Below are 26,184 nucleotides of genomic sequence, written 5' to 3'. Positions count from 1 at the left end.
GTGCGGCTGGACCTGGACGGGTCCCGGTGTCACCTTTCGGCTCTCGCCGCCCCGCTTCTGGACAGCTGATCCCGAATGACCGCCGACCGCCCGCGCACCCGCCTCTTCGTCGAATCCGCCCTGGCTTCCGGCGGCGAGGCGCCGCTTTCGCCCGGTCAGGCGCATTATCTCGGCCGTGTCCTCCGCATGGGGACCGGCGACCGGCTTCTTGCCTTCAACGGGCGTGATGGGGAGTGGCTGGCCGAGGTCGGCGCGCTCACCAAGTCCGCCGGGACATTGCGCCTTCTGGAGAAGGTCCGTCCGCAGCCGGCGGAGCCCGGCCCCTGGCTGCTCTTCGCGCCGCTGAAGGGCGGGCGCACCGAATATGTGGTCGAGAAGGCGGTGGAGCTTGGTGTCGGCGCGATCCAGCCGGTCTTTACGCGCCGATCCGATGTCAACCGGGTCAATCAGGAGCGGATGCGCGCCAACGCTGTTGAGGCGGCGGAGCAGTGCGAGCGGCTGTCGGTTCCGGAGGTCCGGGAAGCAGCGGACCTGCTGCGGGTGCTGGAGGGATGGGATGCCGGCCGCACCCTGTTCGTGGCCGCCGAATCAGGTCGAGCGGAACCGCTGGTGATGGCCGTCACAGCGCGGAAGGGGCAACCCGCCGCATGGCTGATCGGACCGGAAGGCGGCTTCGATTCAGAGGAGCTTGACGCCCTGAGGCACTTGCCCTTTGTTGTGCCCGTCGGTCTCGGTCCCCGCATTCTGCGGGCCGACACGGCGGCGTTCGCCGCGCTGGCAGCCTGGCAGGCGCTGGCGGGCGACTGGACGGGCGATGCCGACGGCGTGCGGCCTCCGTTCCGCGCCTGAGCCGACCTGTAGTTCACTGTTTCAACGCCTCTCTTTCTTAGGAACCCAGCGCCATGTCCGCCCCCCCGAAGTCGCGCGGCGAACCGGTCACCAGCCGCCGCCAACTGGTGGAATATCTGGAGCAGGGCTGCAAGCCGGCCGCCGAATGGCGCATCGGTACGGAGCACGAGAAGTTCGCCTTCCGCACGGCCGACTACCGGCCGCTGCCCTATGAGGGGCCGGGCGGAATCGGCGAAGTCCTGCAGGCCTTCGTGGACCGCTTCGGCTGGGAGCCGCTCTATGAGGGCGACAACGTCATTGCCCTGCAGAAGGGCATGGCGAACATCTCGCTGGAACCGGGCGGCCAGTTCGAGCTGTCGGGCGCCCCGCTCTCGACCATCCATCAGACCTGCGCGGAGGTGACGGAGCATCTCTGTCAGGTCAAAGAGATCGGGCAGGATCTCGGATTCGGGATGCTGGGGCTGGGCTTCAACCCGCTGTGGCGGCGGGAGGACATCCCCTGGATGCCCAAGGGCCGCTACAAGATCATGCGGGAATACATGCCGAAGCGCGGCAATCTCGGCATCGACATGATGACCCGCACCTGCACTGTGCAGGTCAATCTGGATTTCAGTTCCGAAGCCGACATGGTGAAGAAGTTCCGCGTCTCGCTGGCCTTGCAGCCGGTAGCGACGGCGCTGTTCGCCAACAGCCCCTTCACGGAGGGCAAGCCCAACGGTTTCCAGACCTTCCGCAGCCATATCTGGACCGACACGGACCCCGACCGCACCGGCGATCTTCCCTTCGTGTTCGAGGACGGATTCGGGTTCGAGCGCTATGTGGATTATGCGCTCCAGGTGCCGATGTATTTCGCGTACCGCGACGGCAAGTACCTGGACGCCTCGGGCCAGGATTTCCGCCGGTTCCTGGAAGGCAAGCTGCCCGTCCTGCCGGGGGAGCAGCCGCTGCTGACCGACTGGAACGACCATCTGACCACCCTTTTCCCGGAAGTCCGGCTGAAGCGGTATATGGAAATGCGCGGCGCCGATGGCGGCCCCTGGAAGCGCCTCTGCGCCCTGCCGGCCCTCTGGGTCGGGCTTCTGTACGAGGGATCGGCCCTGGACGCAGCCTGGGATCTGGTCAAGGACTGGACGCATGAGGAGCGCGCCATGCTCCGCCGCGATGTGCCCCGTCTCGGCCTGGATACCCCGTTCCGCGGCGCAACACTTGCCACGGTGGCGCGGCAGGTTGTCGCCATCGCCAAGGAGGGGCTACGCCTGCGGGGACGGAAGGCGGGTATGGGCGATGACGAAACCCACTTCCTGGAACCGCTCGCCCGCATCGCCGAAACGGGTGTCACGCCGGCTGGGGAACTGCTCGCCAAGTATCACGGCGCGTGGAACGGCAATGTCGAAAAGGTCTATGACGAATATGCGTACTGAGCGGATGCTCCCCAGGGTGCTTCCGTTCAGCTATCTGTTCCACCTGCGATGAACATTAGGGTAGGCTTAATCCGTCGGTATATATGCCGCCGCGGACCTACGTTTCTGCGCCGGCCTCTGGAGGCTGCGTGGACATGTTGAGGCACGGCCAGTTCGCCGATCCCGCGATGGAGCGGGCCTACCGGTTGCACAGCATGGAGGGAGAGGTCGTCTCCCTCCGCCGCAACCTGTTGGGCCTCATGGTCTTCTATCTGGCTCCGCTGCTGCTGGATTTCGTCTATTTCAGCAGCGATACCGTCTTCTACATCTTCCTGCCGCTGCGCGTCGGCGTCTACGCCACGATCCTTGCCGTCGTCCTGCTTCCGATCCGGGAGGACACGTACAATCTGCGTCACGCGCTGCTGATGCTGCTGCTGACCTATATATGGGCCATGGCGGTGATGGTCGCGCTGATGGTGGATCGGCCAAAGGCGACTCTGACCGTCTCCTTCTTCGTCCTCATCATCGTGCTGATGAACTACCTGTTCCTGCCGACGCGCTGGCGGCTTCAGGTGATATTCGGCGTGCTGGCGAGCGCGGCCTATGTCGGCATCGTCATGCCGATCGGGGACGGGCAGCCGAGCGAGATGGCTACCGTCTCGGTGATGCAGTTCCTGGCGAATCTGTTCGGCGGCCTGACCGCCTGGCAGCTCGCTACCCTGCGCCGGACCGAATTCGCGCGGATGCGGCAGTTGGAGGAGGAGCGGGAGCGTCTGCGCCAGGCCAATGATGGCCTGCTGCGCTCGGAAACGATCATTGCCCAGCAGCGCGATCAGCTTGCCCAGCAGGTGAGGGAACTGAAGGAGGCTCAGGAGAGGCTGATCATGGCCCAGGCGAGTCTGGTCCAAGCGGAGAAGCTGGCGTCCCTCGGCCAACTCGTGGCCGGCGTGGCGCACGAGCTGAACACGCCCATGGGAATCGCCGTCACCGCAGTTTCCCACCTTGGCGACAGCATCGCGGAACTGGAACGGGCGGTGGGGCAGGGGAAGATCACCCGCAAGCAGTTGAACGAGTTTCTCTCCATCCTGGCGGACAGTTCCCATCTGGTGAACGCCAATGTCAGCCGCGCGGCGGAGCTGATCCAGAGCTTCAAGCAGGTCGCGGTGGACCAGGCCAGCGCCGAGCGGCGCGGCTTCGAGTTGAAGACCTATCTGGAAGAGGTGCTGCAAAGTCTGGCGCCGCGGCTGAGGCGGCTGCCGCACAAGGCGGAGCTGGACTGCCCGCCGGGCATCCTGATGGACAGCTTTCCCGGCGCTATCTCCCAGGTGGTAACCAATCTGGTGCTGAACGCCACCATCCACGCCTTCGGCCCCGGACAGGCCGGGCGCATCGCCATCACCATCCGCGACCATGGCCCGGATCAGGTGGAACTGCTCTTTGCCGATGATGGGCGCGGGATTCCCCTGGAAAACCAAGGGCGTGTTTTCGATCCCTTCTTCACCACGAACCGGTCGAACGGCGGCAGCGGGCTCGGCCTGCACATAGTCTATAATCTGGTGACACAGACTCTGCGTGGATCGATCAGTCTTCGCTCCGCACCGGGGCAGGGAACCAGCTTCCTGGTCCGTCTGCCCCGCCGGGTAGATGCATGCGCGGACCACCCGGCCATGGACCGGGCAGCCGGCTGAGCAACCCGTCAGGCGGCGCGGGTGCCGCCCACGGTCAGGCCGTCGATGCGCATGGTCGGCTGGCCGACGCCGACCGGTACGCCCTGTCCCTGCTTGCCGCAGACGCCGATGCCAGGGTCGAGGCAACTGTCATTGCCGATCATCGTGACCTTGGTCAGCGCGTCCGGCCCGTTGCCGATCAGGGTGGCGCCCTTGACCGCCGCGCCGATCTTCCCGTCCTCGATCATATAGGCCTCGGAGGCGGAGAAGACGAACTTGCCGGAGACGATGTCCACCTGGCCGCCGCCGAAATTCACGGCATAGAGCCCGCGCTTCACGGAGGCGATGATCTCCTCCTTCGGCTTGTCGCCGGAGCGCATCACCGTGTTGGTCATGCGCGGCATGGGCATGTGAGCAAAGGACTGACGGCGGCCGTTGCCGGTGGGCTTCACCCCCATCAGCCGTGCGTTCAGCCGGTCCTGCATATAGCCGACCAGGATACCGTCCTCGATCAGGGTGGTGCAGTTGGTGGGCGTGCCCTCGTCATCCACGCTCAGGGACCCGCGCAGGCCTTCCAGGGAGCCGTCATCCACGACGGTCACGCCGGGCGCTGCCACGCGCTGACCCAGCAAGCCCGAGAAGGCGGAGGTCTTCTTGCGGTTGAAATCGCCCTCCAGCCCGTGGCCGACGGCCTCGTGCAGCATGACGCCGCACCAGCCCGGCCCAAGCACTACGGGCATCTCACCGGCCGGGGCGTCCACGGCGGACAGGTTCACCAGCGCGCCGCGCAGCGCCTCGTCCACATGGGACTTCCACACCTCCGGCTCCAAGAACCGCTCATAGGTGGTGCGCCCGCCGGCGCCATAGCTGCCGGTCTCCATCCGGTCGCCTTCGCCGACCACGACGGAGACGTTGAGGCGGACCAGGGGCCGCACGTCGGCCACGCGGGTTCCGTCAGCACGGACGATCTGCACCGCCTGCCACTCCCCGGCAAGCGAGGCGGAGACCTGCTTCACCCGCGGGTCGAGCGACCGGGCATATCCGTCGATCTGCTCCAGCAGCTTGACCTTGGCCTCGAAAGGAACGAGGCCCAGCGGATTGTCGCTGGCATAGAGGGCGCGGTTGGTGCCGACCGGCGGCTCGGCATAGATGCCGGCATGCCCGGAGTGCACCGCCCTGACCGTGTCGCCCGCGCGCCGGATGGCATCCTCGCTGAGCGTGGAGGCATGGGCGTACCCCGTCGCCTCGTCCGCCACGGCCCGAAGGCCGAAGCCTTGCGCTGTGTCGAAGCTGGCGCTGCGCAGCTTCCCGTCATCCCAGGAAAAGCCTTCCGACTGGGCGTATTCCAGGAACAGTTCGCCATCGTCCGCCCCGCGGAGCGCGTCGGCCACGATGCTTTCGGTGCGCGCCCGGTCCAGCCCGGCACGGGTGTAGAAGATATCATCGGTCTGGGCGAGGTTCGACATGCGCTCACTCCGAAGCGGAACGGGATCAGGCAACCGTAAGAGAATGGCGATCCAGGGCCCGTCCGGCAACCCGCCGGAGCGCTTTCCAGCCCGGCAGGAAGAGCAGGAAGCTTGGCCGGATTCGCACCCAAATGCCCATACCGAAGTTGCGGATTCCGGCTGCGCCAATGAGATGGATCAAGCTGCGACCGTTTGCCCCCGGCCTTGGAAGCCTAGCGGAATCGGACTTTCTTTACGTGTGCCGGCCGGGTGGCTATGGTCTGCGACGATATGTGCGCCTCGTCACAGGGGCTTGCATGTTGTTCGAATGCCCATCGCGCGTGTAGGTTCCCGGCCAGCCTGATAACAACGGGTTCGGGGTCGCGTCACGCCGCGACGTCGCCAGTGCGCTCAATCCCGGTCGGGCGGTGTTGCCGGCCAACGGTATTCCGGGATCTGGGCTCGCGCTGGCGGGCGGGCGGTCCGGCTAGCCTAGGGGCGCCAAGTCCCCGACAACGATGAGAGTGGTTAGGGATGTCTGTACGCAAGATCGGCGCCGCAGTGTCGGCCTTTTTCCTTACCGCGCTGGGCAGCGCCATGGCCCTTGCCCAGGACGCGACCAACGTCGGTGCGCCGACCCCGTGGCAGATCGGCCTCCAGCAGGCCGCTTCCCCGGTGAAGGCGCAGCTCGACGGGTTCCATGACCTGTTGCTCGGCATCATCGCCGCCATCGTCCTGTTCGTCGCCGGCCTGTTGGCCTACGTGCTGGTCCGTTTCCGGGCCTCCGCCAACCCGGTGCCGTCCAAGAACACGCACAACACCCTGCTGGAAGTTGCCTGGACGGTTGTCCCGGTCGTCATCCTGGCGGTGATCGCGGTTCCGTCCTTCCGTGTGCTCTATTACATGGACAAAGCGCCGAACGCCGAGATGACCCTGAAGGTGACCGGCTACCAGTGGTACTGGGGCTATGAGTACCCGGACCAGGGCGGCATCGCGTTCGAGAGCTATATGCTCCCGGCCGAGCAGGTGACCAATCCTAACCTCCGTCTGCTCGAAGTGGACCAGCGCGTCGTCGTGCCGGTCGACACCGACATCCGCGTGCTCGTCACCGCCTCCGACGTCATCCACTCCTGGGCCATGCCGGCCTTCGGCGTGAAGAAGGACGCCGTCCCGGGCCGCCTGAACGAGACCTGGTTCCGCGTCGAGCGCGAGGGCGTCTATTACGGCCAGTGCTCCGAGATCTGCGGTGTGAACCACGCCTTCATGCCGATCGCCATCGAGGCTGTTTCCAAGGAGGCTTTCGCCGACTGGGTTCAGCAGCAGCAGGCCAAACTCGGCATTGAGCCGACCACGCAGGTGGCGAAGGCCGCCATCCCTGCCGGCGAGTGATATTAGGAAGGAATTGAGACATGGGTGCTGTCTCCGGGGCTCACGCCCACGATCACGATCACAAGCCGGGCTTCGTCAAGCGCTGGCTGTTCTCGACCAACCATAAGGACATCGGTACCCTCTACCTGTTCTTCTCGGTCATCGCCGGCCTGATCGGCGGCCTGTTCTCCGTCATCATGCGTATGGAGCTGCAGGAGCCGGGAATGCAGTTCCTGGCCGACGGTCAGATGTGGAACGTGCTGATCACGGCCCATGGCCTGATCATGGTGTTCTTCGTCGTCATGCCCGCCCTGATCGGCGGCTTCGGCAACTGGTTCGTGCCGCTGATGGTCGGCGCGCCGGACATGGCGTTCCCGCGCCTGAACAACATCAGCTTCTGGCTGATCGTGCCGGCCTTCCTGCTGCTGCTGGGCTCCGCCTTCGTGGGCCAGGGTGCGGGCACGGGCTGGACGATCTACCCGCCGCTGTCCGACGATTTCGGTCATGCCGGCCCCAGCGTGGACATGGCGATCTTCGCCCTGCACCTCGCCGGCGCCAGCTCGATCCTGGGTGCTGTGAACTTCATCACCACCATCTTCAACATGCGCGCCCCGGGCATGACGCTGCACAAGATGCCGCTGTTCGTCTGGGCGATGCTCGTCACGGCGTTCCTGCTGCTGCTGGCCGTGCCCGTCCTGGGCGGCGCCATCACCATGCTGCTGACCGACCGTAACTTCGGCACGCACTTCTTCGATCCGGCCGGCGGTGGCGATCCGGTGCTGTTCCAGCACCTGTTCTGGTTCTTCGGCCACCCCGAAGTGTACATCATGATCCTGCCGGCCTTCGGCATCATCAGCCACATCGTGTCGACCTTCTCCCGCAAGCCGGTCTTCGGCTATCTGGGCATGGCCTACGCGATGGTCGCCATCGGCGTGGTTGGCTTCGTGGTCTGGGCGCACCACATGTTCGCGGTGGGTCTGGATGTCGATACCCGCGCCTACTTCACGGCGGCCACGATGATCATCGCGGTTCCGACAGGCGTGAAGATCTTCTCCTGGATCGCCACGATGTGGGGCGGCTCCATCGAATTCAAGTCGCCCATGATCTGGGCCATCGGCTTCATCTTCCTGTTCACCGTCGGCGGCGTGACGGGCGTGGTGCTGGCCAATGGCGGCATCGATATCGTGCTGCACGATACCTACTACGTGGTTGCGCACTTCCACTACGTGCTCAGCCTCGGTGCTCTCTTCGCCATCTTCGCCGGCTACTATTACTGGATCGGCAAGATGAGCGGTCGGCAGCACCCGGAATGGGCGGCCAAGGTGCATTTCTGGACCACCTTCATCGGCGTCAACCTGCTGTTCTTCCCGCAGCACTTCCTGGGTCTGGCCGGCATGCCGCGCCGTATCCCGGACTATCCGGACGCCTATGCCGGCTGGAACATGATCTCCTCCTTCGGCGCTTACATCGCCTTCGCCTCCACGCTCTTCTTCTGCGTGATGGCGATCTACACCCTGGTGGCCGGCCGCCGGGTTGAGGGCGACTACTGGAAGACCGGTGGAACCACGCTGGAGTGGACGCTGTCCTCCCCGCCGCCGTTCCACCAGTTCGAGACGCTGCCGCGCATCAAGTGATGCGGCGGCGGGACGGCGGGGTCGACCTGCCGTCCCGCCGGTCTTTTGAGGGTCCGCCGCCTTCCGGCGGCCTGGGGCAGGGACGTGTCGTCCGGCCCCGCACTGAGGCGGTTCATGAGGGGAAGGCCGCGCGGGATGCACCGTCCCGCGCGGTCTTGCCACCCGGCAGACCGCAAAGCCCGGCGACGGGAGCGGCTGGTGCAAAGGCGGGCCATAACCGCCGTCCAGCCGGTATGTGATGACAGGCCGGCCCGATCCGACGGGCCGCAGGGGTCGTAGGGACGAAAGACAAGCGGGATGAGCGATACCGCACTCGATACACGCACCGGCGCCGCACTTGGCGGTTACGAGCAGGCGACGGCTGGCGTGGGCGACTTCATCGCCCTGCTGAAGCCGCGCGTCATGTCGCTGGTGGTGTTCTCCGGGTTCGCCGGCCTGATGCTGGCCCCCGGCCATTTGCACCCGGTCCTTGCCGCGGTGGCGATCCTCTGCATCGCCGTCAGCGCAGGTGCTGCCGGTGCCGTCAACATGTGGTACGACCGCGACATCGACGCGATCATGACCCGCACCCAGAAGCGGCCCATTCCCGCCGGCAAGGTCGATCCGGACGAGGCGCTCGCCTTCGGCGTGGTGCTGTCCGTAGCGCCGGTGATCCTGATGGGTCTCGCCGTGAACTGGGTCGCGGCCGGGCTGCTGGCCTTCGCCAGCGCCTTCTACATTTTCGTCTACACCATGTGGCTGAAGCGCAGCACGCCGCAGAACATCGTCATCGGCGGTGCTGCCGGCGCGTTCCCGCCGATGATCGGCTGGGCGGCCGTCACCGGCGACATCAGCCTCGCCAGCGTGGTGCTGTTTGCCCTGGTCTTCTTCTGGACGCCGCCTCACTTCTGGGCGCTGGCCCTGTTCCGCAGGATCGATTACAGCGACGCCGGCGTGCCGATGCTTCCCGTCGTGGCTGGCGAGCGCGAGACCAAGCGGCAGATGCTGGCCTATACGGTCCTGCTGTTCCCGCTGGCGCTAACGCCCTACGTGCTCGGCGTGTCCGGAGTGGCCTATGCCATCGGCGCCGCGGTGCTGGGCGGCCTATTCCTTCTGTCCGCCGTGCGCGTGCTGCGCGCGGAGGAGGGGGACTACAAGCCCGCCAAACAGATGTTCGCTTTTTCCATCCTCTACCTGTTCCTGCTGTTCGCCCTGATGGTGGGCGAACGGCTGGTGCTCGGCTGAGCGGGAGGGAACCATGGATGAGGACAAGCAGCCAAGCCGCGGCAATCCCAGGAGCGAGTTGCACAAGCGTCAGCGGGGCAAGAACCTCGCGGTGCTGGCGGTGCTGCTGTTCCTGGTGGGGCTGATCTATGTGATCGCGATGGTCCGCATGTCGGGGGGAGGCATCACGCCATGACCCGGCAGCAGAGACATGGCGGTCGCAGCAACGCCCGCGTTGCCGTGGTGCTGGGCGGGATCGTGGCCGGCATGACCGGCCTGACCTTCGCGGCCGTACCGTTGTACGATCTGTTCTGCCGTGTGACGGGCTTTGCCGGGACGCCGCAGGTGGCGGACGGCATCGCCGGTCCGGTGCTGGACCGCAAGATCACCATCCGCTTCAATGCGGACGTGAACCGGGACCTGAAGTGGAGCTTCCGACCGGAGGCGAACACCATGGACGTGCGCGTGGGCGAGCCGGCATTGACCAGCTACCACGCCCGCAACAACACGGATGCGGCTCTGGTCGGGACGGCGACGTACAACGTCACGCCGGAGAAGGCTGGGATCTATTTTAACAAGATCCAGTGCTTCTGCTTCACCGAGCAGATGCTGGAACCTGGGCAGTCGGTGGACATGCCGGTCTACTTCTTCGTGGACCCGGCGATCGCCGAGGACCCGCATATGGACGATGTGACCACCATCACCCTGTCCTACACCTTCTACAAGGCGCCCGATCAGACGCTGGCCCATCAGGCTATGGACGGCGAGGGCGCCAGGGATTACCAAGAGAGCGCCCAGGCGGCCCCTCCGGCCGTCGCGGGCACTCCGGCGGAGCGTTTGAACTGAAAGACACCGGGCCCGCCCCGACCTCCATACAGCGGGAGGATCGGGACCGATCGGGAAGCCGGGCGAGCCGAGGGATAGAGAGAGATGGCTGACGTACAGGCGCAGAACGAGGGCATCAAGCAGCCCTACCACCTGGTAGACCCCAGCCCGTGGCCGCTGCTCAGCAGCTTCGCCGCCGGCCTCCTGGCCACTGGTGCGGTGCTGCAGTTCCACGACATGGGCTGGTACCTGCTGGCCGCCGGCTTCGTCGCCGTGCTGGCCTGCATGTTCGGCTGGTGGCGCGACGTGGTGCGGGAGAGCGTGGTCCAGAAGGCCCACAGCCCGATCGTCAAGATCGGCCTCCGCTACGGCATGGTGCTGTTCATCGCGTCGGAAGTGATGTTCTTCGCGGCCTTCTTCTGGGCCTTCTTCGACGCCAGCCTCTTCTACAACGAGCCGATTCAGACGGCCCGTATCGAGGCGACCGGCGGTGTCTGGCCCCCGGCCGGCACCGTCCCGATGAACCCGTTCGACCTGCCGCTGATGATGACCGTCATCCTGCTGCTGTCGGGCTGCACGGTGACCTGGGCCCACCATGAGATCGTGGAAGGCAACATGAAGGCCGCCTCCAAGGCCCTCGGCCTGACGGTCGCCCTCGGCGTGCTGTTCTCCGGCTTCCAGATCTACGAGTACGGCCACGCCACTTTCGCCTTCAACCAGAACGTCTATTCGTCCGCCTTCTACATGGCGACGGGTTTCCACGGCGCCCATGTGATCATCGGGACGATCTTCCTGGCGGTCTGCTGGTACCGCACGGCGCGCGGCCACTTCACCCCGACCAGCCATTTCGGCTTCGAGGCGGCGGCGTGGTACTGGCACTTCGTCGACGTGGTCTGGCTGTTCCTGTTCGTCTCCATCTACTGGTGGGGCGGCGGCGGCGCCTGGCCGGCCGCGCACTGATCCTGCTGAAACCAAGCGAGACCGTGGTGTCGCAATCGACCCACAGTGACGATGTCCTCCCCTACCTGCGCGCGGGCCTGCGGTGTCGCTGCCCGCGTTGCGGGGAGGGGAGACTCTTCAAGGGTTATCTGGACGTCGTGGACCTATGCGAGGTCTGCGGCCTGGAACTGGCCCGGAACGACAGCGGCGACGGTCCGGCTGTCTTCCTCATTTTCATTCTCGGCTTCACCATCGTTCCGCTGGCGCTGATGGTGGCCATGCGGGTGGACTGGCCGCTCTGGCTCCATGCCATCATCTGGTCCGTGGTGATCCTCGGCACAGCACTCGGCATGCTCCGCCCTGCCAAGGGCATGACCCTGGCGCTCCAGTATCGCTACCGCCGCGACGAGTTCGATCGCGCCCCGGACGAAGCGCCGGGCGGGCAAGGCTGATGCCATGAGCGCTCCCGACGGAGCCGACCATCTCGGTCCCCGCCGATTCCGCCCAAGTCTCTGGATGACGCTTGCCAGCTTGGTTACGCTCGCGGCGCTGATCACGCTCGGCACCTGGCAGTGGCAGAGGCTGGAGTGGAAAACCGCGCTGATCAACCGGATCGAGACGCGGCTCGACGCCGATCCTGTGCCGCTGCCGCCCTCCATCGACGATCCCGAAGCCTGGGACTACCGGCCGGTCAGCGTTACGGGCACCTTCCTGCATGACCGCGAACTCCATCTCGGCCCGCGCACCATGCAGCAGCCGAACGGCACGAACCGCACCGGCGTGCATGTGCTGACCCCACTACGGCGCAGCGACGGGCAGGGGACGGTCCTGGTGGACCGCGGGTTCGTACCGGATGACCTGCGCGATGCCGTCCGGCGGGCGGAGGGGCAGGTGCCCGGCGAGGTGACCATCCGGGGAATCGCCCGCACGCCCGACAGCCCGAACTGGCTTCAGCCCGAGAACCGCCCCGCTGAGAATTTCTGGTTCTGGACCGACCTGCCCGCCATGGCCGTCGCAGCCGAGGTCCAGGAACTCGCTCCTGTCGTTGTTCAGGCGGACAATACGCCGAACCCCGGCGGCTGGCCCTTGGGCGGCCGCACGGTGGTCAATCTGCCCAACAATCATCTCTCCTACGTCATCACCTGGTACGGCCTGGCCCTTACCCTGGTTGGCGTCTGGATCGCCGCAAGTTTCCGGAGATTGCCGCTGAAATGAGTTCCGCCTACGCCCGCCTGGAAGCCCACTTTGCCCGCCGCTCCGCGCTTCAGGGGGCGCTCGGGATACTGAACTGGGACACCCGCACGATGATGCCGGAGGCGGCCAGCCCGGCCCGGGCGGAGCAGGTGGCAGCGCTGGAAGGGGTGCTGCACGCGATGCTAGCGGAGCCGCGGCTGGCGGACTGGCTGAACGAGGCCGAGTCGCGGGCTGGCGAGCTGGATGACTGGCAGCTTGCCAATCTGCGGGAGATGCGGCGGATGCAAGCGCTCGCCGTCTGTCTGCCGTCCGAGCTGGTGGAGGCCAGCGCCCGCGCCAGCTCCAGGGCGGCGATCATCTGGCGCGATGCCAAGCGCAATAACGACTTTGCGGCACTCCTGCCCGCCCTCCGCGTGGTTCTGGCCCGGCAGCGGGAAGAGGCGGAACTGAAGGCCGGCGTGCTGGGCTGCGGCCTTTACGATGCGCTGCACGACAGCTATGAGCCCGGTAGTCGGGTCGCGGACTTCGCCGGCGTGTTCGAGAGCTATGCCGCCTGGCTTCCCGGCTTTCTGGAGAAGGTGGAGGCGCGGCAGGCCAATGAGCCGGAGGCCCTCCCGATGGAGGGGCCTTTCGATCTGGAGGTCCAGCGGCAACTGGCCGCCGACATCGCGGCGCGCATCGGATTCACCGGCCGGCTGGACCGGTCCCTGCACGCCTTCTTCGGCGGGGCGACCGGGGACGTCCGCATCACTACCCGCCTGGACCCGGACGACTGGTTCAAGGCCTTCAAGTCCAGTCTGCATGAGACCGGGCACGCCATGTACGAGATGGGACGTCCGGCCCGGTGGCTGTCGCAGCCGGTTGGGCAGGCGCGGGGGCTCGCCGTGCATGAGAGCCAGAGCCTCATGCTGGACATGCAGGTGGGCCGGCATGCGGGTTTCCTGGCCTGGGCAGCTCCCATCCTGGCGGCCGGCTATGGCAAGTCCGGGCCGGCCTGGACCGCGGACAATCTCCTACGGCGCATGCGCAAGGTCGAGCGGAGCTTCATCCGCGTGGATGCGGACGAGATGACCTATCCGGCGCATGTGATCCTGCGCTGGCGGCTGGAGCAGGCGATGGTGGAGGGACGGCTCGACCTTGGGGACCTCCCGGACGCCTGGAACCAGGGCTTCCGGGAGCTGCTGGGAGTGACCCCGCCCAACGATGCTATGGGCTGTATGCAGGACATCCATTGGCCCAGCGGGCTCTGGGGCTATTTCCCGACCTATACGCTCGGTGCCATGATGGCGGCCCAGCTCTTCGACATGGCGCGCAGGGTGTTGCCCGACCTGGACGGGGACATCGCCCGCGGCGATCTCTCGGGCCTGCTGGGCTGGCTCGGCGAATCCATCCATGCGAAGGGGCGTCGCTACACCGGTACGGAGCTTCTGGTGCAGGCGACCGGACGTCCCCTCGACGCGGATGTCTTTAAGCGCCACCTCGAGGCGCGCTATCTCGCATAGGCGCTGGTCGGCGGGTCAGCTTACGGGAACAGGTCGTCCACGGCCGACTGGGACAGCGGCTCCGCAGCTTCCCCGTCGGCCAAGGTCGCGGCGGGGCGGTCGGGCACGGGGGCCGGCGGCTTCTGCGCCAGCGGATCGTCCACGCTCCGCGTCGCGGCGACGGCTCCCGCCAGCAGTGCGTCAACGGCATCCTGGTTGATGCCGCCCCGCAGCGCAGGCCCGTGCAGCAGGTGGGCGTCGGGCCGCGTGTCCTTTGGCTCATCCGACGGGTCGTTGGTAAGATCTTCCTCTTCCAGCCCGCCCCAGATCTGGATCATGGCATGCACCCGGCGCTCGATATAGCGCAGGGCGTTCACCACCTTGGTCATGCGCTGTCCGGTGATGTCCTGGAAGCTGCAGGCGGTCATTATCTCCATGACCTCCCTGTCCAGAATCGACGCCAGCTCCGGCTGATCCTTCCGCAGGCGGTCGGCCACGGACTGTATCCGCTCCGATCCGTTCAGGATTTCCGTCGTGGCATGCTCAGTAGCCTGGAGGATCGCATCCAGCTCCTCCGTCGCAACCATGATCCGGTTGGCGGAAGGATCGTCCGGCTTCAGCGCTGCGACCTCACGCCGGGTCTCGGCGATATGGGCGGACAGTTCCTGCAACTCGCGCCGCAGGATTTTGATGTGGCTGGCCGGGTCTATATGGGGCGTGTCCCGCGTCTCACGGAACAGGCGGCGGACATCGTCGACGGCGACCACTCGGTGCCGCCGGTCCCGCATCCGCAGGAAAGCGCGACCGCGGCGGGAAGAGAGCAGAGCGTCCTCGATCTGCTCATATTCCCGGTCCGTCAGATCGGCGACGATGTCGCTCACGGCCGCACCGTTCCGGACGGGTCCGTCCGTCAGGTCAGAGCGCCGATGACGCTCTCGATCTTCTTCTTCAAGGTGTCGGCGTTGAACGGCTTCACGATGTAGTTATTCACGCCGGCTTCCTTGGCGGCAACGACGTTTTCCGTCTTCGACTCCGCGGTCACCATGATGAAGGGCGTGGCCTTCAGGCGGATGTCCGCCCGCACTTCCTTCAGGAGCTGCAGGCCGGTCATCGGCTCCATGTTCCAGTCGGAGATGACCAGACCGAAGGTGCCTCCGCGCAGCTTCGCCAGTGCTTCCGCCCCATCGGCCGCTTCCTCGATGCGAGTGAAGCCGATCTGGGTGAGCAGGTTCCTGATGATGCGCCGCATCGTCGCGTAATCGTCGACAACCAGCACCTGGATATTCGTGGACACGAGGAAGCCCCCACCTGAACCGTTGCGCCTTGATGCAGCCGTTTCCAGCTGCCCGGGGCCGATCCTACGCGAAAGAGGTTAAGGCATTGTGCCTTCGCCTCAACCATTCCCCGATCGATCGGCTACAGGCAGGCACTTTGGTGTTTCCGCCCGGGGATTGTCAAGTAAGGGGTAGGGGCCGGGCACCCGGTCTCGCCGGTGCGGCAAGCGAAGTGCCTCGGCCGGCGCGTTGATCAACCGGCCAGGATGGATATGAAGCCGCTGGTGATCGGATAGCGGCGGTCCTTGCCGAAACTGCGGCGGGTGATCTTGACGCCCGGCGGGGCCTGGCGGCGCTTGTATTCGGCCCTGTCCAGCAGACGCCAGACCTTGTTCACCACCTCTGCCTCATGACCGCGGGCGACGATCTCCATCAGGCCCATGTCCCGCTCCACAAGACATTCGAGAATATCGTCCAGCGCGTCATAAGGGGGCAGGCTGTCCTGGTCGGTCTGATCCGGTTTCAGCTCCGCGGACGGCGCCTTGGTGATGATCCGATCCGGCACCACCCGGCCGGACGGTCCCATCACGCCGGCGGGCAGATGGGCGTTCCGCCAGCGGCACAACTCATAGACGGTGGTCTTGTAGATGTCCTTCAGCACGTTGAACCCGCCGCACATATCGCCATACAGCGTGGCGTAGCCCACCGACATCTCCGACTTGTTGCCGGTGGACAGGACCATGCCGCCGAATTTGTTCGACAGCGCCATCAACGTCACCCCACGGGAGCGGGACTGCAGGTTCTCCTCCGTGATATCCGGGTCCTTGCCGGCGAAGGCGGGAGCCAGCATGGAGTCGAAAGCCTGCATGGCCGGCTGAATGGAGATGGTATCGATGCGCGCGCCCAGCAACTCCGCGGCCTCGGCAGCGTCGTCCAGGCTGTGCTGGCTGGTATAGGGCGACGGCATCATCACCAGATGCACCGCGTCGGCCCCCAGCGCGTCCACGGCCACGGCGGCGGACAGGGCGCTATCCACGCCGCCGGACATGCCGATGATGACGCCGGGAAAGCGGTTCTTGCCGACATAGTCGCGCAGGCCCAGCACCATGGCCCGGTAGATCGCCTCCAGCCGTTCCGCCGGCTTCGCAAATTCGGTGCTGGCGCAGCGCCAGCCGTCTGCCTCGCGCGTCCAGTGCGTCATGCCGAGATGCTCATCGAAGCCTGGAAGCTGTGCGGCCAACGACCGGTCGGCGTTCAGCACGAAGCTTGCCCCATCGAACACCAGCTCATCCTGCCCGCCGACCTGGTTCACATAGATCAGCGGCAGCCCGGTCTCCGTCACGCGGGCGACGGACAGGTTCATGCGCATGTCGCTCTTGTCGGTCTCGAACGGGCTGCCGTTGGGGACCACCAGGATTTCCGCTCCTGTCTCGGCCAGGGTCTCCGCCACGTCGGGCGTCCACATGTCTTCGCAGACCAGCAGACCCAGCCGCACGCCGCGGAAATTCACCGGGCCGGGCAGGGGGCCGGCGGAGAAGACGCGCTTCTCGTCGAAGGGGCCGTAATTCGGCAGGTCGTGCTTGTAGCGCACGGCGGCGATCTGCCCGCCGTCCAGAAGCAGGGCGGCGTTGTAGGTCCGGCCCTGGTCCTGCCAGGGCGCGCCGATCACCATGGCCGGCCCACCATCGGCGGTGTCCGCCGCCAGTTCTTCGACAGCCTTTCGCACCCTTTCCAGGAAGAAGGGCTTCAGCACCAGATCCTCCGGCGGATAGCCGCAGATCACCAGCTCTGGATAGACCACCAGATCGGCCCCACGCGCCGCAGCATCCGCCCGCGCGCTTCGAATGCGCGACTGGTTCGCGCCCAACGCGCCGACAGTAGGGTTGACCTGCGCAAGGGCGATGTTCAGGCGGTCGGTCATATCGGTCTTTTCCTGTTCCCGGGCCGGCAGCCCAAAATGCGATTCCTTATGCTCGCGGCGAGCATAAGGCGTCAACCGTGCCTCGCGTGGCGTGGCACAACTCCAGTCTGCCACATCGGGACCGGCTTTTGGCAAGGGAGCCTGGCCTGGAATCACGGCCGGAACCATCCTCAAACCGCCCATGTTGAGCGGGCATCCCCCTTCCGGCCGGACTCCGGCGGACCCCGATCTTGATGGAGAGGCGCCCATGCCCGTTGCCCGTACGATTTCCCTCTGGATGGACACGGCGCCCTGGCCGGAAGCGCAGACCTACTTGCCCCACCCGGACGAGCCGCCCAGCGAATCCGGCCTGACGATGGCGGACACGCTCAATTTCGCGCCGCATAGCTTGATCGACCGCCGCCCCCCCGCCGACGTGGTGGTGGTCGGGGCGGGCATCGCAGGCATGACCACCGCCTATCTGCTGGCGCGGGAGGGCCGGAAGGTGATGGTGGTGGACAAGGGGGAGATCGGCGGCGGCGAGACCTCCCGCACGACCGCCCACCTGTCGAACGCAATCGACGACCGCTACAGCTTTCTGGAGACCCAGCACGGGGAAGAGGGCGCGCGCCTTGCCGCGGAGAGCCACACGGCCGCCATCGACCTGATCGAGCGGATTGTCGCGCACGAGAAGATCGACTGCGACTTCCGCCGGGTGGACGGTTATCTGTTCCTGGCTCCGGAGGACCGGCGGGAGCTGCTGGAGGAGGAATTGGCAGCGGCGCACCGGGCCGGTCTGGGCGATGTGGCGCTGATCGAGGATTTCCGGCTGCCCGGCACCTATGCCGGCCCCGCGCTGCGCTTTCCCCGCCAGGGCCAGTTCCACCCGATGAAGTATCTGAACGGCTTGGCCAAGGCCATCACCGCCATGGGCGGGCTGCTGGTCACCGGCCACTGCATCGTCGAGGTGGAAGGGGGCGAGCTGGCCATCATCCATGACAGTGAGGGACGCTCCCTGCGCGCCCAGGCCTGCGTGATCGCCACCAATTCCCCGGTGGTGGATAAATTCGCCGTTCACTCCAAACAGGGACCGTACCGGACCTACGTCGTGGCTTTGCGACTGCCCAAAGGCAGCGTGGAGCCAGCGCTGTGGTGGGACACCCGCGAGGACTACCACTATGTCCGCCTGCAACCCGCCCAGGACGGCAGCGGCGACGACATCCTGATCGTCGGCGGAGAGGACCATAAGAACGGCGAGGCCCATGACATGCAGCAGCGCCTCGTCCGGCTGGAGGACTGGGCGCGCAAGCACTTCCCCATGGCGACGGAAACGGTCTACCGCTGGTCCGGTCAGGTGATGGAACCGTTCGACGGGCTGGGTTTCATTGGCCGCGACCCTGCCAATACGGCGAACATCATGATCGCCACCGGCGACAGCGGCATGGGAATGACCCATGGCACGATTGCCGGCATGCTGATCACCGATCTGCTCCAGGGGCGGCACAACAGCTGGGCGGGCCTCTATGATCCCACCCGCAAGATGACCCGGAACCTCAGCGAGTTCGTTCGGGAGAATCTGGACAACGCCCGCGAGTTCGCCTTCGGCGGCGGTGCCGAAGTCATGACCGAAGCGGCAATTCCCGTGGGCGGCGGGGCGATCATCCGCGAGAAGGGCCAGCTGGTGGCCGCCTACCGCGACGACAACGGCGAGGTCATCCGGCTGTCCGCCACCTGCCGCCATCTCGGCTGCACCGTCCATTTCAACGAGCTGGAAAAGAGCTGGGACTGCCCCTGCCACGGCAGCCGTTATGCCGCCGACGGCAAGCTTCTCACCGGCCCCGCCACCTCCGACCTGCCGCGGATCGAGGAATAGGGCGGGACCGGACATCCGAGACGCTCCCGTCCCGGTCGTCGGGCCTCCGATGGCGCGATGATCGGCGGCGGGTGCGTGGGCAACCGGACCGGTGGATTTCGGGTGCGGATTCAGCAATGATGCCGGAATGCGCACGACCACTTTCGAATTTGCCGCAGCGGCCCTGGGTTTCCTTGGTATCCTCATTTCGGGTCCGGTCGGGAACGGGCTTGCTCCGGAGCCGGCGCAGGCAGCGGAAGCGGCGCCCGACTCCAAGGAACTGCGCATCGGCGTCTCGGAATATCCCGGCAGCTTCCACCCTAACTTCAATGGCCAGGGCATCCGCTCCTATGTGGGCTGGATGACCTATCGGCCGCTGACGGCCTACGATAAGGACTGGCGGCTCTACTGTGCGCTCTGCACCGAACTGCCGAGCCGGAAGAACGGCCGCATCAGGGACGTCACGCTGCCCGACGGACGAAAGGCGGTCGCGGTTCGCTTCACGCTGCGTCCCGACGCCGTCTGGGGCGACGGAACGCCGGTCACGACCCGGGACGTCGCCTTTACCTGGGAAGTCGGCAGCAACCCGGCCGTTGGCGTCATCGAGCAGGATTTCTTCACCAAGGACGTTGTGAAGCTGGAGGTGGCGGATGAAAAGACCTTCATCCTCTACCGCCAGCCCAATACATGCACGCCGGAGAACTCGAAGGGCCTGATCCTGCTGCCGGAGCATGTTGAGCGGGCGGCCTATGAGCGGGACCCGGCCAACTACAAAGTTTCCAGCCGCTATGAAAGCGACACGACCAATCCCGGTCTCTGGTTCGGTCCCTACCGGGTGACGCGGGTGGAGGCAGGTGCCTCCATCGTCCTGGAGCGCAATCCGACCTGGTACGGTCGCAAGCCGTATTTCGACCGGATCGTTGTCCGCACCATCGAGAATTCCGAGAGGCTGGAACAGGCGCTGCTGAACGGCGAGGTGGACTATGTGTCGGGCGAGTACGGCTTCACGGTCCAACGGGCGGCCCAGTTGGAACCGCGGCAGCAGCACCGGTTCAAGATCCTGTGGCAGCCCGGCTTCGCGTACCGGCACCTCGACCTGAATCATGATCATCCGGCCCTGGGCGATGTGCGGGTCCGGCGGGCCCTGCTGCATGCGCTGAACCGGCTGCGGATCAATGATCGGCTCTTCTACGGCCGCAATATCCTGGCCCACGCGGACATCCATCCCATGGACAGGGGCTATGAGAAGGATGTGTACAGATATCCGTACGATCCGGTCCGCGCGGGCTGGCTGCTGGATCAGGCGGGCTGGCGCGCGGGACAGGACGGCATCCGCCGTAACGAGGACGGGGTTCCGCTGGAGATCGAGCTCTGGGCCGGCGCCGGGGACCGTACCATCGAGTTGGAGCAGCAGTTCATCGAGGACAGCTGGCGCCAGATCGGCGTCCGCACCATCCTGAAGAACGCGACGGCGCGGGTGCTGTTCGGCGAGATCCTGCAGGAGCGACGCTTCAATGGGGCGGCCCTGTTCTCCTGGATATCCCTGCCGCACGATCCCCAGGACACCGTGCTGCATTCCCGCCAGATCCCCACGGCGGAGAATGGGTGGAGCGGGCAGAATTTCCTCGGCTACAGCAATCCGCGGATGGACCGGATACTGGACCAGATCGGACAGGTCTGCGATCCATCGGCGAACCAGGCGCTCTGGTCCGAAATGCAGACCCTGTATGCGGAAGAGCTGCCGGCCCTGCCGATCTTCTTCTTGTCGCAGCCCTATTTCATGCCCCTCTGGCTGGAAGGGGTGGAGCCAACGGGCCATCAGTTCGAAAGCACCATGGGCATCGAGAACTGGCGCCGGGCGGAGGACAGGTAGGGACGTGTTGCGGGCTTGCGGCGGGCCGCCGATCCGACCATGATCCCGCGCCTGACAATCAAAGACCCGAGACCACGGAGAGTCGCCCCATGAGCGTCCGCACCGCAGCCGCAGCCCTGGCGCTTTTCGCCTTCTGTGCGCCGATGTCGCTCGCCCTGGCCCAGGACCAGTCGGCACCGGCCCAGGCGGAAACCGATCCGCAGAAGCAGTTCCTGATCGAGAATGGCAAGAAGAAGGGCTGGCGCACGACGCCCAGCGGCCTGCAGTACCGCATCGTCAAAGACGGCGAGTTCGGCGCCAAGTCGCCTAAATCCAGCGATGCCGTGCTGGTGCATTACGAGGGCCGGCTGATCGACGGCACTGTCTTCGACAGCTCCTACGAGCGTGGTGAGCCGATCAGCTTCCCGCTGAGCGGCGTGATCCCCGGCTGGACCGAGGGCGTCGGGATGATGCGAGTCGGGGAAACGCGCGAACTGGTGATCCCGGCCGAACTGGCCTACGGCGCCCGCGGCGTGCCGGGTTCCATCCCGCCGAACTCCACGCTGATCTTCAAGGTGGAATTGCTGGAGATCGTCGATCCGGCCGCCATGCCGCCGCGTTGAGGCGGACCCTCAGAATGACGGCCTGTCCAGCAGCTCGGCCAGCTTGGGCCTGACGCCCCAGCTCCGGGTCAGCTCCCCGTACTCCGCCGCGACGGCGGGGTCCGGGGCAGCGCCGGTGCGCACGGCCCGCAGCAGCGTGTTGCGCGGCGTGTGCTCGCTGCCCACGAACTCCACCACATCCACCTTGTACCCGGCCTGACGCAGCAGGGCCGCCCGCAGCGTGTCCGTCAACACGTCGGCGAACCGCTCCCGCAGGATGCCGTGGCGCAGCATCATGGCCCAGGGTGCCGGCGGTTCCGCCTGCGCCTTGATCTGGGATTGGATATCGTGGTGGCAGCAGGGGGCGGCCAGCACGAACGGAGCCTGCCAAGTCACGGCCCTTGCCAGCGCATCGTCCGTCGCCGTATCGCAGGCATGCAGCGCCAGCACCACGTCCGCCCCATCCACATCGGCCCCGGCGATGGTGCCCTCAACGAAGTTGAGGCCGGTCCAGCCGAGCTGCTCCGCCAGTTCGGTATTGCGCTCCTTGGCCTGGCGCTTCACGTCCACGCCCGTCAGCTCCACCTCCAGCCCGCGCACGCTGGTCAGGAACCGGTAGGCGGCGAAGGTCAGGTAGGCGTTGCCGCAGCCGAGATCGACCACACGCAGGGGTCGATCGGCGGGCAGCTTCTCCTGCTTCAGCGTGGCGTCCAGCGCGTGGACGAAGGCTTCCACCTGCCGGTACTTGTCCATGCGCGACGGCTTGATCCGCCCGTCCGGCCCGGCGATGCCGACCGCCTGCCAGAAGGGGTCGGCCGGGTCCAGCACGCGCTGTTTGGCGCGGTTGTGGTCCAGCTTCTGTGCGCCGGTACGGGACTTGTCGCGATGGACCATGGCCTCGCCCTTCTTTGTGACGCGAAGCTGTACCGTCCCGTCCGTCGTTTCCACATGCCAGTTTCCGAAGGGCAGGGCCAGATGGGCATCCACCGCCTGTTCGGCCGCCGGCCCGTAGAGGGCGTTGCTGGTATGGGCCTGTCGTTCGTCATAGGCGACGGATTGCAGGTGCCGCCCGGCCTTCAGCTCCACCGGGCGCAGCTCCAGCCGCCGCCAGGGCACAGTCGTGTTCCGCTGCCGTCCGGAGGCGACCGCCCGCACGAAGCGCTCGGAATCCAGGATCAGGCCGCGCAGCTCGGCCAGGGCGTCGGGAAGGGTGGGCATGTCGGTGTCGGACCTGGATCGGAAATCGTCCGAAGGTAATGGCGATCCGTGGTCACGGGGTCAACAGGGTGGGGCATCTCGTCCGCCTGGACAGCGGTGCCCGATCCCTGCTACCCGGCTGGTCCCTGTCGGAACAGCATGACCCGCCATGACGCTTGCCCTTGATGCCGCCGCCCCGGCCCGGACCAGCCCGATCCGCCACGACTGGACGCGGGAGGAGGTGGCCGCCCTTTTCGACCTGCCGTTCCCGGATCTGATGTTCCGGGCTGCGGACCTGCACCGGCAGTTCTTCGACCCGGCGGAAGTCCAGATTTCCACCCTGCTGTCGATCAAGACCGGCGGCTGTCCGGAGGATTGCGCCTACTGCCCGCAATCGGCCTCCTACGAGACCGGCCTTACCGCCTCCAAGCTGATGGAGGTGGATCGGGTGCTGGCGGAGGCGCGGGCGGCCAGGGAACGCGGGGCGAGCCGCTTCTGCATGGGGGCGGCCTGGCGCAGCCCCAAGGACCGCGACATGGACGCCGTCTGCGCCATGGTCGAGGGCGTCAAGGCGCTGGGTATGGAAACCTGCGTTACGCTGGGCATGCTCAATGCCGATCAGACCCGGCGTCTGAAGGATGCCGGCCTGGACTACTACAACCACAATCTGGACACCTCCCCGGAGTTCTATGGGGAGATCATCACGACCCGGACGTATCAGGAGCGGCTGGACACGCTGGCGCTGGTGCGGGATGCCGGGATCAATGTCTGCTGCGGCGGCATCGTCGGGATGGGAGAGGGGAGGGCGGATCGCGTCGGGCTGATCCACCAGCTTGCCACCCTGCCCAAGCACCCCGAATCCGTGCCGGTGAACTTGTTGGTCCAGGTGCAGGGCACGCCATTGGCGGACGGCCGTGGGCTGGACCCGTTCGAATTCGTGCGCACCATTGCGGTCGCCCGCATCGCCATGCCCGCCAGCATGGTCCGGCTTTCCGCCGGGCGTGAGGACATGAATGAGCAGATGCAGGCCATGTGCTTCCTGGCCGGCGCCAACAGCATCTTCTATGGCGAACGCCTGCTGACCACCCCCAACCCCCAGGCCGACAAGGACATGGCCCTGCTTGCCCGGCTCGGCATGCGGCCGATGGAGGGGTAAGGCGGCATCGGGCGGCAGGTGAGAACCCATCCGCCTTTACAGGCGACCCCGCACCTGCTACCGGGCTGCCGCCGCAACGTCCCATTAACACGCGACGCTCCGATCATGACCCGGTCCAGCCCTCTGTCCACCGCCTTGCTGCTGGCGGCGGCCAGCCCCCTTGCCCTGACCGCGCCCGCCCTGGCCCAATCCAGAGGCCCGGTGGAGGAAATCGTGGTGACCGCGCGCCAGCGGGACGAAGCGGCGCAGAGCACGCCGGTCTCCCTGGCCGTTTTCACCGCCGCGGAGATCGAGCGGGCGCAGATCGAAAGCATCGCCGGCATCGCAACCCGCGCGCCGGGGCTGGTGGTCAGCGACCCCTTCGGCCGCTTCAATCCGGCCCCGGCCATCAGGGGCCTGACCCAGCCCGGCGTGGGAGAGGAGCCTTCGGTGGGCTTCTTCCTGGACGGCGTCTACATTTCCGGCCGCAGCTCCATCAACCTGTTCCTGGACGATCTGGAGCGGGTGGAGGTGCTGAAAGGCCCTCAGAACGCTCTGTTCGGGCGCAACAGCTTCGGCGGCGCGGTGAACCTCGTCACAAGGAAGCCGGGCGACACGGTGGAAGGCTTCATCGAAGGCGGCATCGGTACGAAGGACCGGCGGGAGCTGTCCGTCGGCGTCTCCGCCCCGCTGATCCCCGGAAAACTGGCCGCCCGCGCCAGCTTCGCCCTGGATGAATATGGCGGCTTCTACAGCAACCCCGTGCCTGGCGGTCCCGACATCGGGTCAGAGCGGTCGGTGGCTGGCGCCCTGACCCTACGCGCCACCCCCACCGACAGCCTGGAGGCCGTCCTGCGCGTCTCCTATGCCGAGGATGACGACGGACAGCCCAAGGGCTGGTACCTGGCCACGAACTGCGAACCGCGGCTGGTGAACGGGCAGCCCTCCGGCAGCCTCAGCCAGTTCTGCGGGGAAATACCGGATGGCGTTCCGGCCTCCATGGCCGCCAATGCGGAGCATTTCGGCTTCGCCCGCGATGCCTGGCGGACGGCTGCGACGATCAATTACCGGTTGCCCTTAGCCACCTTGACCAGCATCAGCGCCTTCAATGCTGAAACCAACGAGTTCAACCGCGACAACGACTACAGCCCGGCCCTGATTTCCCAGGCCGGCCAACTCACCGACCGCTGGGACGCCAGCCAGGAATTTCGCCTGCTGGGCGGGGAGGGCGGGCCGCTGACCTGGGTTGCGGGGGCGAGCTGGTACCGCTTCGACAATGAGACGGAGCGGCGGAACATCGAGTTCTGGTCCGGCCAGACGGCGACGGCCGGTCTGCCGCGTACGAATGAGGAAACGGACAGCCTCGCCGCCTACGGCTCGGTCACTTGGCAGGTCCTGCCGGATGTGGGGCTGACGGCCGATCTGCGTTGGCAGCGCGACTGGAAGGAGTTCCAGACGACCAGCCTGGACCGCAACGGCAATCCCATTGCCCTGGACAATGCATGGACCATGTGGACCCCGCGCTTCGTGGCCGACTGGCAGGCGACGGAGGACGTGCTCCTCTATGCCAGCGTCGCCAAGGGGGCCAAGAGCGGCGGCTTCAGCACCATGGCGAACCTGTTCGAGGAAGAGCGTAGTTTCGATCCCGAAACGAACTGGACCTATGAGGTCGGTGCGAAGACCACCTGGCTCGACGGGCGGCTGACGGCCAATGGCGCCCTGTTCTGGATCGACTGGACGGACCAGCAGGTCGTCGCCGCCAGCACCGCCGGCACCAACAACAATTTCTATACCAACAATGCCGCCCGCAGCCGCAGCCGCGGCTTCGAGCTGGAGATTGCCGCCGTGCCGGCGGACGGGTTGGATCTGCGCTTAGCCTACAGCTACGTGGATGCCGAGTTCCGCGACTATCAGGACCCGGATTATCGCGACATCCCGTCCTTCGCGCCGGACGGCGACATCTCTGGCCTCGCTCTGCCCCGCCAGTCCAAACACCAGCTCGTCGCCAGCGGCCAGTATTCGGCCGACCTGCCCGTCGCTGCCGGCCTTGGCTGGTTCCTGGGCGGCGAATGGCTGTGGCAGTCTAAGCAGTATACGGAGAACTCGAACCTCTCCTGGATTCCCGCCGACGGGAAGCTCAACGCCTGGACGGGGCTGGAGCATCAGGGTCTTCGCCTGACCCTGCGCGTACAGAACCTGCTGGACGACCGCTCGCCGCCCGTAGCCGTGCGCTTCAGCGAACCTACCGCCGCAGGCTACCGCCGTGCATGGCTCGTCACCCCAGGCGATGGGCGCACCTGGACCGTCCAGGCGCGGTGGAGCTTCTGAAGTGTCGGGGCGGCGCTAGTTGCTTTCGCGTCTCTTCAG

22 protein-coding genes are annotated in these 26,184 nt (G+C 66.3%); 17 read left to right on the top strand and 5 right to left on the bottom strand.

Annotation, left to right across the window (positions count from 1 at the left end):
* Window positions 1-75: 75 nt before the first annotated feature.
* The 3 genes from DOL89_RS08945 (at window position 76) to DOL89_RS25500 (ending at window position 3,937) form a co-directional block, all read left to right on the top strand.
* Window positions 76-849: a 16S rRNA (uracil(1498)-N(3))-methyltransferase gene (locus DOL89_RS08945; RefSeq protein ID WP_119678831.1), complete on the top strand. Its 774-nt coding sequence runs from the start codon at window positions 76-78 to the stop codon at window positions 847-849.
* A 53-nt stretch (window positions 850-902) separates the two neighbouring features.
* Complete coding sequence (locus tag DOL89_RS08940; RefSeq protein WP_119678830.1) at window positions 903-2,270, top strand: glutamate--cysteine ligase; 1,368 nt, start codon at window positions 903-905, stop codon at window positions 2,268-2,270.
* A 134-nt stretch (window positions 2,271-2,404) separates the two neighbouring features.
* Window positions 2,405-3,937, top strand: a complete 1,533-nt coding sequence (locus DOL89_RS25500) for a sensor histidine kinase (RefSeq protein ID WP_225889962.1) — start codon at window positions 2,405-2,407, stop codon at window positions 3,935-3,937.
* A gap of 8 nt (window positions 3,938-3,945) precedes the next feature.
* On the opposite strand, the gene tldD is transcribed toward DOL89_RS25500, so the two are convergent.
* Window positions 3,946-5,382 carry a metalloprotease TldD gene (gene tldD, locus DOL89_RS08930; protein WP_119678829.1) on the bottom strand — a complete coding sequence of 479 codons (1,437 nt, stop codon included), beginning with the start codon at window positions 5,380-5,382 and terminating at the stop codon, window positions 3,946-3,948.
* 513 nt (window positions 5,383-5,895) lie between these two features.
* Between tldD and coxB the strand changes: the two genes are divergently transcribed.
* From coxB to DOL89_RS08890, 9 genes are all read left to right on the top strand, one after another.
* Entirely contained in the window at window positions 5,896-6,750 is an 855-nt protein-coding gene (gene coxB, locus DOL89_RS08925) for a cytochrome c oxidase subunit II (protein WP_119678828.1), read from the top strand.
* 20 nt (window positions 6,751-6,770) lie between these two features.
* The gene (ctaD, locus tag DOL89_RS08920; protein ID WP_119678827.1) at window positions 6,771-8,363 is read left to right on the top strand and encodes a cytochrome c oxidase subunit I; all 1,593 of its coding nucleotides are present in this window, start codon (window positions 6,771-6,773) and stop codon (window positions 8,361-8,363) included.
* A 297-nt stretch (window positions 8,364-8,660) separates the two neighbouring features.
* A complete protein-coding gene (cyoE, locus tag DOL89_RS08915) occupies window positions 8,661-9,587 on the top strand; it encodes a heme o synthase (protein ID WP_119678826.1) in 927 nt (308 codons plus the stop codon).
* A 13-nt stretch (window positions 9,588-9,600) separates the two neighbouring features.
* Window positions 9,601-9,762, top strand: a complete 162-nt coding sequence (locus DOL89_RS24805) for a hypothetical protein (RefSeq protein ID WP_162937410.1) — start codon at window positions 9,601-9,603, stop codon at window positions 9,760-9,762.
* The gene (locus DOL89_RS08910; protein ID WP_119678825.1) at window positions 9,759-10,412 is read left to right on the top strand and encodes a cytochrome c oxidase assembly protein; all 654 of its coding nucleotides are present in this window, start codon (window positions 9,759-9,761) and stop codon (window positions 10,410-10,412) included. The genes DOL89_RS24805 and DOL89_RS08910 overlap by 4 nt, the downstream gene beginning before the upstream one ends.
* Window positions 10,413-10,496: 84 nt before the next feature.
* Window positions 10,497-11,351: a cytochrome c oxidase subunit 3 gene (locus DOL89_RS08905; protein WP_119678824.1), complete on the top strand. Its 855-nt coding sequence runs from the start codon at window positions 10,497-10,499 to the stop codon at window positions 11,349-11,351.
* Window positions 11,352-11,377: 26 nt separating this feature from the next.
* Window positions 11,378-11,782, top strand: a complete 405-nt coding sequence (locus DOL89_RS08900; RefSeq protein ID WP_225889739.1) for a DUF983 domain-containing protein — start codon at window positions 11,378-11,380, stop codon at window positions 11,780-11,782.
* Between the two features lie 4 nt (window positions 11,783-11,786).
* Window positions 11,787-12,545 carry an SURF1 family protein gene (locus DOL89_RS08895; protein ID WP_119678823.1) on the top strand — a complete coding sequence of 253 codons (759 nt, stop codon included), beginning with the start codon at window positions 11,787-11,789 and terminating at the stop codon, window positions 12,543-12,545.
* On the top strand, window positions 12,542-14,026 hold the full coding sequence (locus DOL89_RS08890; protein WP_119678822.1) for a carboxypeptidase M32: 1,485 nt from the start codon (window positions 12,542-12,544) through the stop codon (window positions 14,024-14,026). The genes DOL89_RS08895 and DOL89_RS08890 overlap by 4 nt, the downstream gene beginning before the upstream one ends.
* Window positions 14,027-14,046: 20 nt before the next feature.
* On the opposite strand, the gene DOL89_RS08885 is transcribed toward DOL89_RS08890, so the two are convergent.
* The 3 genes from DOL89_RS08885 to DOL89_RS08875 form a co-directional block, all read right to left on the bottom strand.
* A complete protein-coding gene (locus DOL89_RS08885; RefSeq protein ID WP_119678821.1) occupies window positions 14,047-14,886 on the bottom strand; it encodes a protein phosphatase CheZ in 840 nt (279 codons plus the stop codon).
* Between the two features lie 29 nt (window positions 14,887-14,915).
* Window positions 14,916-15,254, bottom strand: coding sequence for a response regulator (locus DOL89_RS08880; RefSeq protein WP_404813494.1), 339 nt, complete (start codon window positions 15,252-15,254; stop codon window positions 14,916-14,918).
* Between the two features lie 278 nt (window positions 15,255-15,532).
* Complete coding sequence (locus tag DOL89_RS08875) at window positions 15,533-17,200, bottom strand: NAD+ synthase (RefSeq protein ID WP_119678820.1); 1,668 nt, start codon at window positions 17,198-17,200, stop codon at window positions 15,533-15,535.
* A gap of 247 nt (window positions 17,201-17,447) precedes the next feature.
* Between DOL89_RS08875 and DOL89_RS08870 the strand changes: the two genes are divergently transcribed.
* The 3 genes from DOL89_RS08870 to DOL89_RS08860 all read left to right on the top strand — a co-directional run bounded on the left by DOL89_RS08870 (window position 17,448) and on the right by DOL89_RS08860 (window position 21,506).
* Entirely contained in the window at window positions 17,448-19,052 is a 1,605-nt protein-coding gene (locus DOL89_RS08870; protein WP_205574551.1) for an FAD-dependent oxidoreductase, read from the top strand.
* A 127-nt stretch (window positions 19,053-19,179) separates the two neighbouring features.
* On the top strand, window positions 19,180-20,904 hold the full coding sequence (locus tag DOL89_RS08865) for a peptide ABC transporter substrate-binding protein (RefSeq protein WP_119678819.1): 1,725 nt from the start codon (window positions 19,180-19,182) through the stop codon (window positions 20,902-20,904).
* An 89-nt stretch (window positions 20,905-20,993) separates the two neighbouring features.
* The gene (locus tag DOL89_RS08860; RefSeq protein ID WP_119678818.1) at window positions 20,994-21,506 is read left to right on the top strand and encodes an FKBP-type peptidyl-prolyl cis-trans isomerase; all 513 of its coding nucleotides are present in this window, start codon (window positions 20,994-20,996) and stop codon (window positions 21,504-21,506) included.
* 9 nt (window positions 21,507-21,515) lie between these two features.
* Here the strand turns inward: DOL89_RS08860 and DOL89_RS08855 are convergent, their stop codons facing one another.
* Window positions 21,516-22,703 (bottom strand): class I SAM-dependent methyltransferase, encoded by a 1,188-nt coding sequence (locus DOL89_RS08855; RefSeq protein WP_119678817.1) that lies wholly within the window; start codon window positions 22,701-22,703, stop codon window positions 21,516-21,518.
* A 148-nt stretch (window positions 22,704-22,851) separates the two neighbouring features.
* Here DOL89_RS08855 and bioB point away from each other — a divergent pair, with 148 nt between their 5' ends.
* Window positions 22,852-23,838 carry a biotin synthase BioB gene (gene bioB, locus DOL89_RS08850; protein WP_119678816.1) on the top strand — a complete coding sequence of 329 codons (987 nt, stop codon included), beginning with the start codon at window positions 22,852-22,854 and terminating at the stop codon, window positions 23,836-23,838.
* A gap of 105 nt (window positions 23,839-23,943) precedes the next feature.
* Entirely contained in the window at window positions 23,944-26,145 is a 2,202-nt protein-coding gene (locus DOL89_RS08845) for a TonB-dependent receptor (RefSeq protein ID WP_119678815.1), read from the top strand.
* Window positions 26,146-26,184: the final 39 nt, after the last annotated feature.

It is taken from the genome of Indioceanicola profundi (genome assembly GCF_003568845.1).
Classification (GTDB): domain Bacteria; phylum Pseudomonadota; class Alphaproteobacteria; order Azospirillales; family Azospirillaceae; genus Indioceanicola; species Indioceanicola profundi.
This window is presented reverse-complemented; position numbering and strand designations above follow the sequence as displayed.

Bases quoted from the DNA above. Each gene is read 5' to 3' on its own strand.
- DOL89_RS08945 (WP_119678831.1), top strand. From the start codon at position 76: ATGACCGCCGACCGCCCGCGCACCCGCCTCTTCGTCGAATCCGCCCTG.
- DOL89_RS08940 (WP_119678830.1), top strand. From the start codon at position 903: ATGTCCGCCCCCCCGAAGTCGCGCGGCGAACCGGTCACCAGCCGCCGC.
- DOL89_RS25500 (WP_225889962.1), top strand. From the start codon at position 2,405: ATGTTGAGGCACGGCCAGTTCGCCGATCCCGCGATGGAGCGGGCCTAC.
- tldD (WP_119678829.1), bottom strand. From the start codon at position 5,382: ATGTCGAACCTCGCCCAGACCGATGATATCTTCTACACCCGTGCCGGG.
- coxB (WP_119678828.1), top strand. From the start codon at position 5,896: ATGTCTGTACGCAAGATCGGCGCCGCAGTGTCGGCCTTTTTCCTTACC.
- ctaD (WP_119678827.1), top strand. From the start codon at position 6,771: ATGGGTGCTGTCTCCGGGGCTCACGCCCACGATCACGATCACAAGCCG.
- cyoE (WP_119678826.1), top strand. From the start codon at position 8,661: ATGAGCGATACCGCACTCGATACACGCACCGGCGCCGCACTTGGCGGT.
- DOL89_RS24805 (WP_162937410.1), top strand. From the start codon at position 9,601: ATGGATGAGGACAAGCAGCCAAGCCGCGGCAATCCCAGGAGCGAGTTG.
- DOL89_RS08910 (WP_119678825.1), top strand. From the start codon at position 9,759: ATGACCCGGCAGCAGAGACATGGCGGTCGCAGCAACGCCCGCGTTGCC.
- DOL89_RS08905 (WP_119678824.1), top strand. From the start codon at position 10,497: ATGGCTGACGTACAGGCGCAGAACGAGGGCATCAAGCAGCCCTACCAC.
- DOL89_RS08895 (WP_119678823.1), top strand. From the start codon at position 11,787: ATGAGCGCTCCCGACGGAGCCGACCATCTCGGTCCCCGCCGATTCCGC.
- DOL89_RS08890 (WP_119678822.1), top strand. From the start codon at position 12,542: ATGAGTTCCGCCTACGCCCGCCTGGAAGCCCACTTTGCCCGCCGCTCC.
- DOL89_RS08880 (WP_404813494.1), bottom strand. From the start codon at position 15,254: ATGCGGCGCATCATCAGGAACCTGCTCACCCAGATCGGCTTCACTCGC.
- DOL89_RS08875 (WP_119678820.1), bottom strand. From the start codon at position 17,200: ATGACCGACCGCCTGAACATCGCCCTTGCGCAGGTCAACCCTACTGTC.
- DOL89_RS08870 (WP_205574551.1), top strand. From the start codon at position 17,448: ATGCCCGTTGCCCGTACGATTTCCCTCTGGATGGACACGGCGCCCTGG.
- DOL89_RS08865 (WP_119678819.1), top strand. From the start codon at position 19,180: ATGCGCACGACCACTTTCGAATTTGCCGCAGCGGCCCTGGGTTTCCTT.
- DOL89_RS08860 (WP_119678818.1), top strand. From the start codon at position 20,994: ATGAGCGTCCGCACCGCAGCCGCAGCCCTGGCGCTTTTCGCCTTCTGT.
- DOL89_RS08855 (WP_119678817.1), bottom strand. From the start codon at position 22,703: ATGCCCACCCTTCCCGACGCCCTGGCCGAGCTGCGCGGCCTGATCCTG.
- bioB (WP_119678816.1), top strand. From the start codon at position 22,852: ATGACGCTTGCCCTTGATGCCGCCGCCCCGGCCCGGACCAGCCCGATC.
- DOL89_RS08845 (WP_119678815.1), top strand. From the start codon at position 23,944: ATGACCCGGTCCAGCCCTCTGTCCACCGCCTTGCTGCTGGCGGCGGCC.